The sequence below is a fragment of the Kitasatospora sp. NPDC101176 genome, assembly GCF_044768035.1.
Lineage (GTDB): Bacteria > Actinomycetota > Actinomycetes > Streptomycetales > Streptomycetaceae > Kitasatospora.
Map to the genome: position 1 here is coordinate 1 of NZ_JBIWPA010000005.1, position 12,691 is coordinate 12,691.

Annotated in this window: 12 protein-coding genes and 1 tRNA gene; 8 read left to right on the forward strand and 5 right to left on the reverse strand. The window is 74.4% G+C overall.

Features of this window, described 5'->3' with window-relative positions; genetic code table 11:
• The 3 genes from ACIRS1_RS09695 to ACIRS1_RS09705 form a co-directional block, all read left to right on the forward strand.
• Positions 1–84 (forward strand): acyl-CoA dehydrogenase family protein (locus ACIRS1_RS09695; RefSeq protein WP_094743042.1); only part of this gene is annotated, 84 nt, incomplete at its 5' end.
• Positions 85–218: 134 nt separating this feature from the next.
• Positions 219–926: a TetR family transcriptional regulator gene (locus ACIRS1_RS09700; RefSeq protein ID WP_360223011.1), complete on the forward strand. Its 708-nt coding sequence runs from the start codon at positions 219–221 to the stop codon at positions 924–926.
• 203 nt (positions 927–1,129) lie between these two features.
• Positions 1,130–1,837 carry a DUF2278 family protein gene (locus ACIRS1_RS09705; protein ID WP_402838215.1) on the forward strand — a complete coding sequence of 236 codons (708 nt, stop codon included), beginning with the start codon at positions 1,130–1,132 and terminating at the stop codon, positions 1,835–1,837.
• Positions 1,838–2,170: 333 nt separating this feature from the next.
• Here ACIRS1_RS09705 and ACIRS1_RS09710 read toward each other — a convergent pair.
• A tRNA-Leu gene (locus ACIRS1_RS09710) sits at positions 2,171–2,255 on the reverse strand.
• A 290-nt stretch (positions 2,256–2,545) separates the two neighbouring features.
• On the opposite strand from ACIRS1_RS09710, the gene ACIRS1_RS09715 reads away from it, so the two are divergent.
• The 3 genes from ACIRS1_RS09715 to ACIRS1_RS09725 all read left to right on the forward strand — a co-directional run bounded on the left by ACIRS1_RS09715 (position 2,546) and on the right by ACIRS1_RS09725 (position 5,597).
• Positions 2,546–3,877 carry a M20/M25/M40 family metallo-hydrolase gene (locus ACIRS1_RS09715; protein WP_360223005.1) on the forward strand — a complete coding sequence of 444 codons (1,332 nt, stop codon included), beginning with the start codon at positions 2,546–2,548 and terminating at the stop codon, positions 3,875–3,877.
• 267 nt (positions 3,878–4,144) lie between these two features.
• Positions 4,145–4,387: a chaplin gene (locus ACIRS1_RS09720; RefSeq protein WP_387907810.1), complete on the forward strand. Its 243-nt coding sequence runs from the start codon at positions 4,145–4,147 to the stop codon at positions 4,385–4,387.
• A 349-nt stretch (positions 4,388–4,736) separates the two neighbouring features.
• On the forward strand, positions 4,737–5,597 hold the full coding sequence (locus ACIRS1_RS09725; RefSeq protein ID WP_402838218.1) for a chaplin: 861 nt from the start codon (positions 4,737–4,739) through the stop codon (positions 5,595–5,597).
• A 134-nt stretch (positions 5,598–5,731) separates the two neighbouring features.
• Here the strand turns inward: ACIRS1_RS09725 and ACIRS1_RS09730 are convergent, their stop codons facing one another.
• Positions 5,732–5,941 carry a DUF5703 family protein gene (locus ACIRS1_RS09730; protein WP_280681853.1) on the reverse strand — a complete coding sequence of 70 codons (210 nt, stop codon included), beginning with the start codon at positions 5,939–5,941 and terminating at the stop codon, positions 5,732–5,734.
• Positions 5,942–6,272: 331 nt separating this feature from the next.
• Here ACIRS1_RS09730 and ACIRS1_RS09735 point away from each other — a divergent pair, with 331 nt between their 5' ends.
• Positions 6,273–6,878 carry a hypothetical protein gene (locus tag ACIRS1_RS09735; protein WP_360222996.1) on the forward strand — a complete coding sequence of 202 codons (606 nt, stop codon included), beginning with the start codon at positions 6,273–6,275 and terminating at the stop codon, positions 6,876–6,878.
• 121 nt (positions 6,879–6,999) lie between these two features.
• Here the strand turns inward: ACIRS1_RS09735 and ACIRS1_RS09740 are convergent, their stop codons facing one another.
• Together ACIRS1_RS09740 and ACIRS1_RS09745 are read right to left on the reverse strand one after the other, a co-directional pair.
• Positions 7,000–9,171: a helix-hairpin-helix domain-containing protein gene (locus ACIRS1_RS09740; RefSeq protein ID WP_402838221.1), complete on the reverse strand. Its 2,172-nt coding sequence runs from the start codon at positions 9,169–9,171 to the stop codon at positions 7,000–7,002.
• Between the two features lie 46 nt (positions 9,172–9,217).
• The gene (locus ACIRS1_RS09745) at positions 9,218–10,198 is read right to left on the reverse strand and encodes an aldo/keto reductase (protein ID WP_360222990.1); all 981 of its coding nucleotides are present in this window, start codon (positions 10,196–10,198) and stop codon (positions 9,218–9,220) included.
• A gap of 261 nt (positions 10,199–10,459) precedes the next feature.
• Here ACIRS1_RS09745 and ACIRS1_RS09750 point away from each other — a divergent pair, with 261 nt between their 5' ends.
• The gene (locus ACIRS1_RS09750) at positions 10,460–11,506 is read left to right on the forward strand and encodes an LLM class F420-dependent oxidoreductase (protein WP_360222987.1); all 1,047 of its coding nucleotides are present in this window, start codon (positions 10,460–10,462) and stop codon (positions 11,504–11,506) included.
• Positions 11,507–11,616: 110 nt separating this feature from the next.
• On the opposite strand, the gene ACIRS1_RS09755 is transcribed toward ACIRS1_RS09750, so the two are convergent.
• Positions 11,617–12,609, reverse strand: coding sequence for a magnesium and cobalt transport protein CorA (locus tag ACIRS1_RS09755; RefSeq protein WP_360223240.1), 993 nt, complete (start codon positions 12,607–12,609; stop codon positions 11,617–11,619).
• Positions 12,610–12,691: the final 82 nt, after the last annotated feature.

The following is a 12,691-nucleotide window of genomic DNA, read 5'->3' on the forward strand; positions in this document are numbered from 1 at the left end:
ATGATGCGGGACGCGAAGATCACGCAGATCTACGAGGGCACCAACCAGGTCCAGCGCATCGTCATGGCCCGCAACCTGCCGTAACGCACCCCCCCCCGAGGCGCACCGGACGGCCGGTCGGGCTCCGGCCGGCCGTTCGGGGCCGATGCTATGTTCCGGGCATGAGCGAGAAGGAAGAACAGGACCTGCCCATGAACGACGGGCCCGCCAAGCCGGCGATGCGTGAGGCACTCGTCGCCGCGGCCTTCGAGCTCTTCCTGGAACGCGGCTTCGAGCAGACCACCGTGGACGACATCGTCTCGCTCGCCGGGGTCGGCCGCCGCTCCTTCTTCCGCTACTTCCCGGCCAAGGAGGACGTGGTCTTCCCGGACCACGAGCGCAGCCTCGCCGAGATGACGGAGTTCCTGGAGTCCGGCTCCGGCGAGGAGGACCCGGTCAAGCACGCCTGCGACGCCGCCCGCCTCGTCCTGCGGATGTACGCCGAGCAGCCCTCCTTCTCCGTCCAGCGCTACCGCCTCACCCGCAAGGTGCCCGGCCTGCGGGCGTACGAGCTGTCGGTGGTCTGGCGCTACGAGCACACCCTCGCGGCCTACCTGCGGGACCGCTTCGCCGACCGGCCGGACGGGCCGCTGCGCGCCGACGTGATCGCCGCCGCCGTGGTCGCCGCGCACAACCACGCCCTGCGCACCTGGCTGCGCTCGGGCGGGGAGAGCGACTGGGTGGGCGAGGTGGACGCGGCGATGGCCTTCGTCACCGGCACCTGGAACGACCGGCCCGCGGAGGCCGGCCCGGACGGCGCCGCCCGCGACGGTTCCGACGGTTCCGCGGCGGACGACGTGGTGGTGCTGGTCGCCAGCCGCCGGGCGCCGCTGTGGCGGATGGTCCAGGGCATCGAGAGCGCGCTCGGCGACGTCCGCCGGGTCTGAGCGCGGGGCGCTCCGGGGTCGCCCGGGCACCGGTCCTCGTCAAGGTCCCGTGACGGGAAACCCCCTTCGGGGGACGGCAGATGAACAGCTGTCGATTCGGCGGAACCCGGAGCCCGCGGTGCGCGATAACGGGTGCGAGGACCGGAGGGCCGGACGCCCGCCGGGGCCGAGAACCCGAGCCCGAGAACCGAGGACCGCCACCCATGCCGATCCGTGCCTACGGCGTGCTCGCCGCCACCGCCGTCGACCGGCGCCGCGAGGGCGCCACCGACACCCCGCACTACCAGATCCACCTGCGAGACCAGCACGGCACCGACTACCGCGCCGCCGTCAACGTCCTCTCCCAGCAGGCCCCCGCCGACCTGCGCTACCTGGTCTTCGAGGACTTCCGGCACCCCGTCACCGCCCTCCTCCCACCGGCCGGCAGCGGCTGGAACCCGCTCCCGTCCCGCCCCGGCACGGCGAGCCTGGACTACGTCCGCAGCCGCCTCTTCGACCCCGCGACGATGCGCGTCCTGCCGCCCGACCTCCCCGGCCCCGACAACGACCTCGCCGACCTGCTCGACCGCCAGGTCCACCGCGCGATCGCCGACCCAGCGGCCGCGCTCTACGTCTTCGGGCAGCGCTTCGGCCCCGAACCCGCGGTCCCGGACAAGGTGTTCGGCTTCCTGCCCGGCAACGGCGTGCACGACGTGCACATGAACCAGGGCAACGGCGGCCGCTTCAAGGCCGACGACGGCGTCTACCAGGACGGCGCCCTGCTCATCCACCTGCCCGCCGAGCGGCGGTGGTGCGCCGTCTTCCTCGCCTTCCAGTCCCAGTCCTGGCACACCGACGACCACACCGGGCACACCGTCCCGGCATCCGTCCCGCACCCCGGCAGCCACCGCCAGGCCAGCGGCCGGCCGTAGCGCGCGTCCGGCGGACCGCGGGGGCGCCGGGGCGGCGGGCCGCACCGCCGACGCCGCGTTCCCCCGGACCGGACCCCGCATCGGACCCCGGAGCGGCGGTGGACCCGGGCCGGACGACCCGCCCGGCCTCGGACAGGGCCACCCCCGCGCCCGCCGCCCCCGCCGCGCGGCCGGTTCGCCGCCGGCGCCGTGATGACGGGCGTCTTCGCGGCCGGGAACCCCGTCCCGGGCGGCCACGCGGCGCTCCCGGCGCCCTGGTCGCCGTCCCGGCCCGCTGATCCGCCGCACCAACGCGAAATGCGGGCCAGGATTTCTCCTGACCCGCATCTTCGGTGTCCGAGGGGGGACTTGAACCCCCACGCCCGATAAAGGGCACTAGCACCTCAAGCTAGCGCGTCTGCCATTCCGCCACCCGGACCGGGTGTCGCCCTCGCGGCTTCCGATCTCTCGTCCGTCGCGCTGACAGATGTAACTGTAGCAAAGATCGGCTTGAGCTCCCAAAACGGCCCCGGGCGGGGGAGCGGGGCTGGTGGCGGGGGCAAGGGGGTGCCTGTGGCGGGGGCGTGACCAGGGGGTTTCGGGGCCGTGCGGGGGGTGGATCCGGCCGGGGGGCTGGGAGAGGATGGGCGGACGTGCTCGTACGTCCCGGGTGCAGGTCCCGGGGTGGCGCGCTGGTGTGCCGGTGCGGGCCAGAGACGAGGAGTGACCGTGAGCGAGCGGAGCGAGTCGGCGGCGCCGAAGGTGACGGCTGAGTCGGAGGTCGCCGGGATCTGTCGCGATCTGATCCGGATCGACACCAGCAACTACGGGGACGGCTCCGGCCCGGGCGAGCGGAAGGCGGCCGAGTACGTGGCCGAGCAGCTCGCCGAGTTCGGGCTGGAACCGCAGATCTTCGAGTCGGCCAAGGGGCGGGCCTCGACGGTGGTGCGGATCGAGGGCGAGGACCGCTCCCGCCCGGGCCTGCTGATCCACGGCCACACCGACGTGGTGCCGGCCAACGCCGCGGACTGGACGTACGACCCGTTCGGCGGGGAGATCGCGGACGGCTGCGTCTGGGGCCGCGGCGCGGTGGACATGAAGGACATGGACGCGATGACCCTCGCGGTGGTCCGCGACCGGCTGCGCACCGGGCGCAAGCCCCCGCGGGACCTGGTGCTGGCCTTCGTCGCGGACGAGGAGGCCGGTGGCACCTACGGCGCGCGGTTCCTGGTGGACAAGCACCCGGAGCTGTTCGAGGGCGTGACCGAGGGCATCGGCGAGGTCGGCGGCTTCTCCTTCACGGTCAACGACCAGGTGCGGCTCTACCTGGTGGAGACGGCCGAGAAGGGCATGCACTGGATGCGTCTGACGGTCGAGGGCCGGGCCGGGCACGGTTCGATGGAGAACGACGACAACGCGATCACCGAGCTGTGCGAGGCGGTCGCCCGGCTCGGGCGGCACAAGTTCCCGCTGCGGATCACCAAGACCGTGCGGGCCTTCCTGGACGAGCTGTCGGACGCACTCGGGGTCGAGCTGGACCCGGAGAACATGGACGAGACGCTGCGGGTGCTCGGCGGCATCGCCAAGATGATCGGCACCACGCTGCGCAACACCGCCCAGCCGACCATGCTCGGCGCCGGGTACAAGGTGAACGTGATCCCCGGCCAGGCCACCGCGCACGTGGACGGCCGCTTCCTGCCCGGCTACGAGGAGGAGTTCCTGGCCGAGCTGGACAGCGTGCTGGGCCCGCGCGTGAAGCGGGAGAGCCTGCACTCGGACCGGGCGATCGAGACGAGCTTCGACGGCGCGCTGGTGGAGGCGATGCAGACGGCGCTGCGGGCCGAGGACCCGATCGCCCGCGCGGTGCCGTACTGCCTGTCGGGCGGGACGGACGCCAAGTCGTTCCAGGACCTCGGCATCCGCTGCTTCGGTTTCGCGCCGCTGCAGCTGCCGCCGGAGCTGGACTTCGCCGGGATGTTCCACGGCGTGGACGAGCGGGTGCCGGTGGACGGCCTGAAGTTCGGCGTCCGGGTGCTGGACCGGTTCCTCGACGCCTGCTGAGCGGCTGCCCCCGGCCGGCCGGGGGTGGTGGACGGCCCGTTCCCGGGGTGCCGGGGGCGGGCCGTCCGCATTGTCCGAGCTCATGATTGTGGGATGGACGCAGGAGATCGACAGGAACGATTCTGCAAGGGAATTCCGGTCGATTGACTGTGCGAGCATTCACCGTTGCGAGTGAATGGCAAATCTGTTCCGTACCCCGTTTGCCACACCGTCGTTCATCCCTGTGCAGCCCGCCGAACGGGTTGCGTTGTCCACACAGGAGGAATGATGAAGGTCAAGAAGATCGCCGCCGTCGCCGCCGCCACCGGTGGCCTGGTGATCGCCGCCGCCGGTGTCGCGTCCGCTCACGGCGGTGCCGCCGCCGAGGGCGTGGCCGCCGGCTCCCCGGGTGTCGTCGCCGGCAACCAGATCCAGATCCCGGTGCACATCCCGGTCAACCTGTGCGGCAACACCGTCAGCGTGATCGGCGTGCTGAACCCGGCGTTCGGCAACCACTGCGCCAACTTCTAGTCGCGCTCCGAGCCGCCGAGGCTCGTCGAGCACGACCCATCCGGCCCCCGGGGGCGGCGGACGCGCCGCCCCCGGGGGCCGTTCGCGCGCCGGGGCCGGGCGGGTGCGGGTCCGCCCGTTCGGGCGAACCCGTCCGGGTGAACCGGGTTTGGGCGCCGAATGGGGTTCTATCACTCGATCGGGTGAAGCTGGTTCGTTCGGCTCAACCTCGCCGTTCTCCTCTCGTTAACTCCTGTGCAGTCGAAGACCTTGCCGGATATCCGGATATACCGAAATTCCGACTTTCCGACGATGTTTGCGCCAAGGTCATCGCGTCGTTCTCGATACGCTCGATACGTCAGGGGAAAAGATGAGGAATGTAGCCAAGAAGGGGATCCTCACGGCCGTGGCCACCGGCAGTGTCCTGGCCTCGACCGCCGGCTACGCCTACGCGGGCGCCGAGGCCCAGGGGGGTGCCGCCGGCTCTCCCGGCGTCGCCTCCGGCAACTCGGTGCAGGTGCCGGTCGAGGTGCCGATCAACGCCTGCGGAAACACCGTGGACGTGATCGGCGCGCTCAACCCGTCCTACGGCAACCGCTGCGCCAACATCAGCGGCCACCACGACGCCGCCCAGCCCGGCGGCGCCGGCTCTGGCCGGGGCTCCTCCGCCTCGGGCGCGTCCGCCTCCGGGGCCGCCGCCCACTCGCCCGGCGTGGCCTCCGGCAACAGCATCCAGGCCCCCGTGCACGTCCCGGTCAACGCCTGCGGCAACTCCGTCGACGTGGTCGGCGCCGCCAACCCCGCCTTCGGCAACGAGTGCGGCTCGGTCGCGCAGCACTCCCCGGCACCGAAGCCCAAGCCGAAGCCGACCGACGACTGCCCCGAGGAGCACGGCCCGTCCACCCCGCCGAGCACCCCGCCCTCGACTCCGCCGCAGACCGGTGGCGAGACCACCCCGGGCGGCTCGCGCAACGGCGGCCCCTCCGGCGGCACCGTCACCCCGTCGACCCCGGCCGCCGCGCCGGTGGGCAACGGCGCCGGCCCGAGCGGCCAGGCCGTCCCGGCCGCGGACCGCACTGCCTCCCCGGCGGCCGCCGCCCCCGGCACCGCCACGGGCGGCCAGCTGGCCTCCACCGGCGCCGGTGACGTCGAACTGCTCGGTGCCGCCGGGCTCGCCCTGCTGCTCGGCGGCGGCGTGCTCTACCGCCGCGCCCGCGCCGGCGCCCGCTGAGCCACCCGCTCGACCGCCCCGCCGGGCCCGGCGGACCGCACCCGCCGGGCCCGCACGCAGGACACCGCGCGCCCGCGGCCACCGGACCACCGGTGGCCGCGGGCGCGGGCGTTCAGCGTGCGGACGTCACGGCGTCACCAGCTCCGGACCTGCCGGATGATCCGCCGCCGCAGCCGCACCGTCCGGCTGCCGTCGGGGAACAACCGCAACCGGTCGAGTTCCCAGTGCCCGTACTCGGCGTGCTCGGTGAGTAGCTGGCGCGCGGCGTTGCGCGTGGTGCCGCGCGGCATGCGCAGCGACTGGTACTCGTACTCCGGCTGCCGGACCGGCTTCGGTGGGGTCAAGACGCTCCTCCTGGGGATCACCTGCACGCAAGCCTACGACCTGCCCCGGACAGCCGGCGGGGTATTTCCGGCCGACCTCCCGGCCGGGCCGGACCCCGCTCGACTGACAGGGCATCAGTTCCGTTGTTCCTGGGGACGGGATACCCCCGATCCCGGCGCGTGAAGCGGCACTCGAACGGCCTCGCCGGCCCCGCCGCACGCCCTCTGCGCCGCTGGTGCGCGGGGACAGAACCGCCTGGATCGGACATCAGGGGGGAAGTTGCGGTGAAATCGAGGGTGTAGGTGACAACCGCTGTGCGTACCGGCGCCGCGGGGAGATAGCGTCTGCACCATGTCTGATGCCGCGCAGCCCACCATTGCCGAGGTACGCGCCGCCGCCGAGGCGGTCAAGGCCGCCATCGACCGTCATCTGGAAGCGGTGTCAAGCCCCAGCGCAGCGGATGATCCCGCTGTGTCCGCCGCCTACGAGCAGCTCGCGACGGCGGCCATCGCGTACGACCAACTCCTCTACGAGGTCTACGACGAGGTCACCCCCTTCGAGATCCCCGGGGACGAGGGCCCGGGCGGCTACCACGGCCCCGAACAGCCCGAGGCGATCAGCGTGCTGATCCGCCGCGACTACCACATCGCCGACCCCAAGCGGCTGCGCGCCCAGGCCGAGCGGCTCGACGAGTCGCTGACCCCGGGCGGCGGCGGCAGCGGCGGGATGAACGCCGCGATCGGCGTGCTGTTCGGCGAGTACGAGCCGGACGAGATCGCCGCCCGCAGCGAGGAGTTCGGGCTGGAGGAGGCGGACTCGACGCTCTGGGTCGCGGCCGCGGAGCCGACCGAACCGGGGGAGTGGCTGCCGGAGCCCTTCGAGCACGCCGACCCGCAGCTGCTGATCTGCCGGTTCGACGTGAGCGAGGTCTACGACGACGAGGACCTCGACGACTGAGCGGCCGGACAACGGCGGGCGGGCCCACGGTGCGTGGACCCGCCCGCCGCGCGTTCCGGGGGCACCCGGGGGCGGGGCGCCCCGCACTCCGCTGCGCCCACCCCCGGTGCCCCCGGGCCGCTCAGTACTCCGCGGCGGCGTTCTCGGCGAGGATCGCCCGCAGCCGGGTGGTGCGCGGCTGCGCCGGGCGCTCGGCGACGGCCTGCACGAGCGCCGGGCCCGCGGCGTGCACCACGGACAGGTGCCGCTCGCCGCGGCCGAAGGCGGTGTAGACCCACTGCCGGGTGAGCACCGGCGCGGCGTCCTCCGGGATCACCACGACCGCTCCCGGCCAGCGGCGGCCGAGCGCCTGGTGGACGGTCAGTGCCCAGCCGTGCCGCAGCCGGCCGGCCTCGGCGGGCGGCACCGTCCGGTGCGAGCCGTCCGCGTACTCCAGGTGCAGGCCGGTGGCGTCGCCGTCCAGCACCCGGGCCGGGCGGCTGAGGCCGGGGGCGGGCGAGTCGACCACGCGGTCGCCCGGGTCGAAGCCGCCGAACCGGCCGGGGCCCGGGTTGAGCCGGGCCTTGGCGGCGGCGTTCAGCGCCCGGGTGCCGGCCGGCCCGCCGTGGCCGGGGGTGAGCAGCACGACCTGCTCGGCGGGGATGCCGAGGGCGCGCGGGATGGAGTCGGTGAGCAGCTGGACGGCGCGGTGGACGGCCTCGCCGCCGTCCTTGGCGGTCAGGATGACCACCTCCTTGTCCGGCGCCTCGACCGGCTGGAGCTCGCCGATGCCGACGCCGGAGACCAGTTCGCCGATCGGGCCGAAGTCCGGGGTGCGGGAGGCGACCGCCGGGCAGGCCTTGGCGGCCAGCAGGTCCGCGAAGAACCGGCCGGGGCCGGCGGACCACAGCTGGCCCGGGTCGCCGCTGAGCACCAGTCGGGTGCCGTCGGCGAGCGACTCCAGGACGGTGGCGGCCAGTTCGACGTCCAGCAGCGGGGCGTCGAGGACGACCAGGACGTCCAGGGCGAGCGTGCCGTCCGGGGAGCGGCCGGGGCCGGCGGTGCCGGAGAGCAGCTCGCCGAGGGTGACCACGGGCGCGGGCGGTTCGGTGCTCCCGTCGGCGAGCGCGGCGAGGGAGTCCCGGCCCTGGTCGGTCCAGGTGGCGGCCCAGGCCCGCAGGCCGAGCCCGCGGGCGGCGGCCAGCAGGGCGGCGGGTTCGGCCCGGGCGGCCTCGCCGCCGGTGTGCAGCACCAGCGCGCTGTCGGCGACGGCCCGGATCAGTGCGGTCGCGGAGGAGGAGGGCGCGGCCTCGGCGGCGGCGGCCCACGCGGCCGGGCCGGGGGCGGCGGGGGTGACGGCCGGCCCCGCGGTGCCCTCCTCGGCGGTGCCCTCGGAGCCTTCGGAGCCTTCGGAGGTTTCGGAGCCCTCGGAGCCCTCGGGGCCCGCGCCCCCTTCCGCGCCCTCGGCGTCGGCCGCCCCGGCGGCCCCGTCCGCGTCGGCCGGGCCTGCGTCGTCCTCGGCGCCGGGCTTCGCGTCCTCGCCCGGCACGAAGGTGGACATCAGCCGGACCAGCCCGTCCGCGAGGCTCTCCTCGGCCAGCGCCAGCCGCTCCAGGGCGAGCAGCGTCCGGGTCGGCGGCTCCTCGTCCTCGTCGCCGCCCGCCGCGTGCGCCCCGGGGCCGGTCAGCTCCTCCTGGAACGCCATCGCGCGCCCGTCCAGCACGGCGGCCTGGATCGCCTCGGCCGAGTCGGGCAGCCGGTGGCGCTCGAGCCCGGCCGCGACCTCGGCGATCTCCACCGCGGAGTGGCCGCGCAGCGCGGACTGCTCCAGCAGCCAGGGCACCAGCGCCTGGGCGCGGCGAGGGTCCCCGGGGCCGGCAGCCGGGCCGAGCAGGCCGCGGGCGAAGCCGTCCGCGTGCTCGGGGCGGACGCCGGGCAGGGCCAGTACCGACCACGGGTCGCTGCGCAGCTGTTCGGCGGCGCCGTCGCCGAACTCGGCCACGGCGGCGGCCGCGAGGTCGGTCGGGGCGCCGCCGGCGGCCAGCACCCCGGCGGTGTCCTGCAGGGCCTGCGCGCGCTGCCGGTCGGGCTGTGCGGACGGCCCCGCGGGGGCCGGCGACGGTGCGGCGGCGGGCGGGGCGTCCTCGCCCCCGGGTGCGGTGGCCTGCGGCCCGACGCTGCGGATGCGCTGGGCCAGCTCGGCGATCGCGGCGGCCCGGTCCGGGCCCTCCGCGGCCGTCGGGCCGGCCGGGCCGCCCGCGTCGCCCGACCGTCCCGTGGTCTCCTCCGGAGCGCCGTTCTCCGTGTCACTCATCGTCCGCTCCAAAGGTCACTCCACTGCGTGTTCTGCTCGACGAGGGCTAGAGCTCGCTCCACCCCTGGTCCGGGTAGCGGTGCACCGGTGACGAGATGTCGTCCAGCGCACCACGGATCTCACCCGGAAGCGTAAGGGCCTCCACCGACAGCGCCGCCTGCAGCTGTGCCACGGTCCGGGCCCCGATCAGCGCGCTGGCCACCCCGGGACGGTCCCGGACCCAGGCGAGGGCGACCGCGAGCGGGCTGCTGGCGAGCCCGTCCGCGGCGGTGGCGACGGCGTCGACGATCCGCCGCGAGCGCTCGCCGAGGTAGGGCTGGACGAATCCGGACAGGTAGGGCGACGCGCCGCGGGAGTCCTGCGGCACGCCGTGCCGGTACTTGCCGGTGAGCACCCCGCGCCCGAGGGGCGAGGCGGCGAGCAGCCCGACCCCGGCGTCCAGCGCGGCGGGCAGCGCCTCGCGCTCGATGCCGCGCTGCAGCAGCGAGTACTCCAGCTGCGCCCCGGCCAGCGGGGTCCGGCCGTGCCGGGCGTGCTGCCAGGTGGCGGCCTTGGCGAGCTGCCAGCCGCTGAAGTCGCAGACGCCGACGTACCGCGCGCGTCCCGAGGTGACGGCGATGTCGAGGGCGCCGAGGGTCTCCTCGGTGGGGGTCGAGGGATCGAAGGAGTGCACCTGCCAGAGGTCGACGTAGTCGGTGCCGAGCCGGTGCAGCGAGGCGTCCAGCGCGGCGAGCAGGTGCCCGCGGGAGCCGTCGAAGCGGCGGGCGGACTCGGGGACGCTGCCGGCCTTGGTGGCGATGACGAGGTCGGAGCGGGGGACGAGGTTGTCGGTGAGCCGGGAGATCAGGTACTCGGCCCCGCCGTCGGCGTACACGTCGGCGGTGTCGAGCAGGGTGCCGCCGGCGTCGACGAACTCCTTGAGCTGTTCCGCGGCCTCGTGCTCGTCGGTGTCGCGGCCCCAGGTCATGGTGCCGAGGCCGAGCCGGGAGACCCGCAGACCGGTACGGCCGAGGTGACGCTGTTCCATCGGACGGGCCCTCCACTGGCCGTGGCACCGGGAGCGCCGGTAGCCCTGTGAACGCGCAGGTGGGGAGAGCGGTCCCCACGTCGGCTGAGCGTAGCGGCCGGTGCACGGCCTGGGGTGCAGACCCGCAGAACGATCACCGCCGCCGGTGCTCGCGGGGAGGGCCCGCGGTGTGACCCAGACCACCACTACCGGCCAGTAGCATGACCGGCGCGTGCACGGTTACCCTCGCCACCAACCCCTACCGACTGGAAGGTCCGCCACATGCGACTCGGAATCAACCTCGGCTACTGGGGGCTCGGCATGGACGCCGACAACGTCGAGGTGGCCCGGGAGGCGGACCGGCTCGGCTACTCGGTCTGCTGGGCGGCCGAGGCGTACGGCTCGGACGCCGCGACGGTGCTGAGCTTCGTTGCCGCGAAGACCGAGCGGATCGACGTCGGCTCGGCCATCTTCCAGATCCCGGCCCGCACCCCCGCGATGACCGCGATGACCGCCGCGACCCTGGACACCCTGTCCGGCGGCCGGTTCCGGCTCGGTCTCGGCGTCTCCGGCCCGCAGGTCTCCGAGGGCTGGTACGGCGTGAAGTTCGACAAGCCGCTGGCCCGCACCCGCGAGTACGTGGAGATCATCCGCAAGGCGATGTCCCGCGAGCGCCTGGTCCACGAGGGCGAGCACTGGACGCTGCCGCTGCCCGGCGGCCCCGGCAAGCCGATCAAGCTCACCGTGCACCCGGTGCGCGAGCACATCCCGCTGTACATCGCCGCGATCGGCCCGAAGAACCTGGAGCAGACCGGTGAGCTGGCCGACGGCTGGCTCGGCATCTTCTTCTCGCCCGAGCACGCCGCGCTCTCGCTGGACCCGCTGCGGGCCGGCCGCGCCAAGGCCGGGCTGACCCTGGACGGCTTCGACCTCTGCCCGACGGTCAACATCGCGGTCGGCGAGGACATCAAGGCCGGCGTCGACTCCCTGCGCTCCTACGCCGCCCTGTACATCGGCGGCATGGGCAGCAAGGAGAAGAACTTCTACAACCAGCTCGCCCGGCGGATGGGCTACGAGCAGGCCGCCGACGAGGTCCAGGAGAAGTACCTGGCCAGGGACTACGCGGGTGCCGCGGCCGCGGTGCCGCACGACCTGATCGACGCCACATCGCTGATCGGCGACACCGCCCGGATCGCCGACCGGATGCGGGTCTACGCCGACGCCGGCGTCACCACGCTCACCCTGGCCCCGTCCGGGTTCACCCTGGAGGAGCGGATCCTGGCGCTGCGCACCGGAGTCGAGGCGCTGGAGCGCGCCGGCCTGGCGTGACCGGAGCGCGGCCCGGCGGCCGGCGGGCCGGCTGCCGGGCCGCCCCCGGGGGGGCGGCAGGGCGGGTCCCGGACGGGGCCTCCGGCCGAGGGCGCGCCCCCGGGCGGGGCCTACAGCCAGTCGTGCCGCTTGAACACCCGGTGCAGCACCACGCAGACGACCACCATCAGGGCCAGCACCGCCGGGTAGCCCCAGGGCTGGCGGAGCTCGGGCATGTCGTCGAAGTTCATCCCGTAGATGCCGGCGATCATCGTCGGGACGGCGGCCAGCGCCGCCCAGGCCGAGATCTTCCGCATGTCGTTGTTCTGCTGCACGCTGACCTGCGCCAGGTTGGCGTTGAGGATGTCGGACAGCAGCCGGTCCATACCGTCCACCTGGTCGTTCACCCGGGCCAGGTGGTCGGCGACGTCCCGCAGGTAGGGCAGCGTCTCCGGGTGGACGTGGGGCTCGCCGCCGCGGGCCAGTCGCAGCGTCGGTTCCAGCAGCGGCCCGGTGGCGCGGCGGACGGTCATCACCTGCCGCTTGTACCCGTAGATCCGGCCGGCGGTGTCCCGGCCGGTCCGGCCGGGGGAGAAGATGTCCGCCTCCAGCTCGTCCAGGTCGCCCTGCAGCGCGCCGGCGACGTCCACGTAGTCGTCCACCACGGTGTCGCAGACCGAGTGCAGGACGGTGCTCGGCCCCAGTCGCAGCAGGTCGGGCTCCCGCTCCAGCCGCGCCCGCAGGCCGGACAGCGGGGTGTCCTCGCCGTGCCGGACGGTCATCACGAAGTCCGTGCCGAGGAAGACCATCACCTCGCCGCTGGTCACCGCGTGCGCGCCGGGGTGGTAGCCGAGCGTCTTGAGGGTGACGAACAGGGAGCCCTGGTAGGCCTCGACCTTGGGCCGCTGGTGGGCGCTGACCGCGTCCTCGACGGCCAGCGGGTGCAGCGCGAACTCCTTCCCGACGTGGTCGAGTTCCTCGGCGGTGGGCTCGAACAGGCCTATCCAGACGAAACCGCCAGGACCGGCCGCCCGTGCGGCGGCGAGCGCACCCGCGAGGTCGTCGGGGCCCTCGATCCGGCGGCCGTCGTGGTAACTGGCGCAATGGACGATCATGCGGGCCATTGTGACGCGGGGACGGCCGGAGGGCACGGACCAGGACCGGATCGGGCCCACCGGGCGCACCCGGCCGGGGCGGAACGGGCCC

What these genes read in the sequence shown, in the direction of transcription:
- ACIRS1_RS09740 (WP_402838221.1), bottom strand. Translation starts at nt 9,171, where the DNA reads ATGAGTGACACGGAGAACGGCGCTCCGGAGGAGACCACGGGACGGTCG.
- ACIRS1_RS09700 (WP_360223011.1), top strand. Translation starts at nt 219, where the DNA reads ATGCGTGAGGCACTCGTCGCCGCGGCCTTCGAGCTCTTCCTGGAACGC.
- ACIRS1_RS09735 (WP_360222996.1), top strand. Translation starts at nt 6,273, where the DNA reads ATGTCTGATGCCGCGCAGCCCACCATTGCCGAGGTACGCGCCGCCGCC.
- ACIRS1_RS09750 (WP_360222987.1), top strand. Translation starts at nt 10,460, where the DNA reads ATGCGACTCGGAATCAACCTCGGCTACTGGGGGCTCGGCATGGACGCC.
- ACIRS1_RS09720 (WP_387907810.1), top strand. Translation starts at nt 4,145, where the DNA reads ATGAAGGTCAAGAAGATCGCCGCCGTCGCCGCCGCCACCGGTGGCCTG.
- ACIRS1_RS09725 (WP_402838218.1), top strand. Translation starts at nt 4,737, where the DNA reads ATGAGGAATGTAGCCAAGAAGGGGATCCTCACGGCCGTGGCCACCGGC.
- ACIRS1_RS09705 (WP_402838215.1), top strand. Translation starts at nt 1,130, where the DNA reads ATGCCGATCCGTGCCTACGGCGTGCTCGCCGCCACCGCCGTCGACCGG.
- ACIRS1_RS09745 (WP_360222990.1), bottom strand. Translation starts at nt 10,198, where the DNA reads ATGGAACAGCGTCACCTCGGCCGTACCGGTCTGCGGGTCTCCCGGCTC.
- ACIRS1_RS09755 (WP_360223240.1), bottom strand. Translation starts at nt 12,609, where the DNA reads ATGGCCCGCATGATCGTCCATTGCGCCAGTTACCACGACGGCCGCCGG.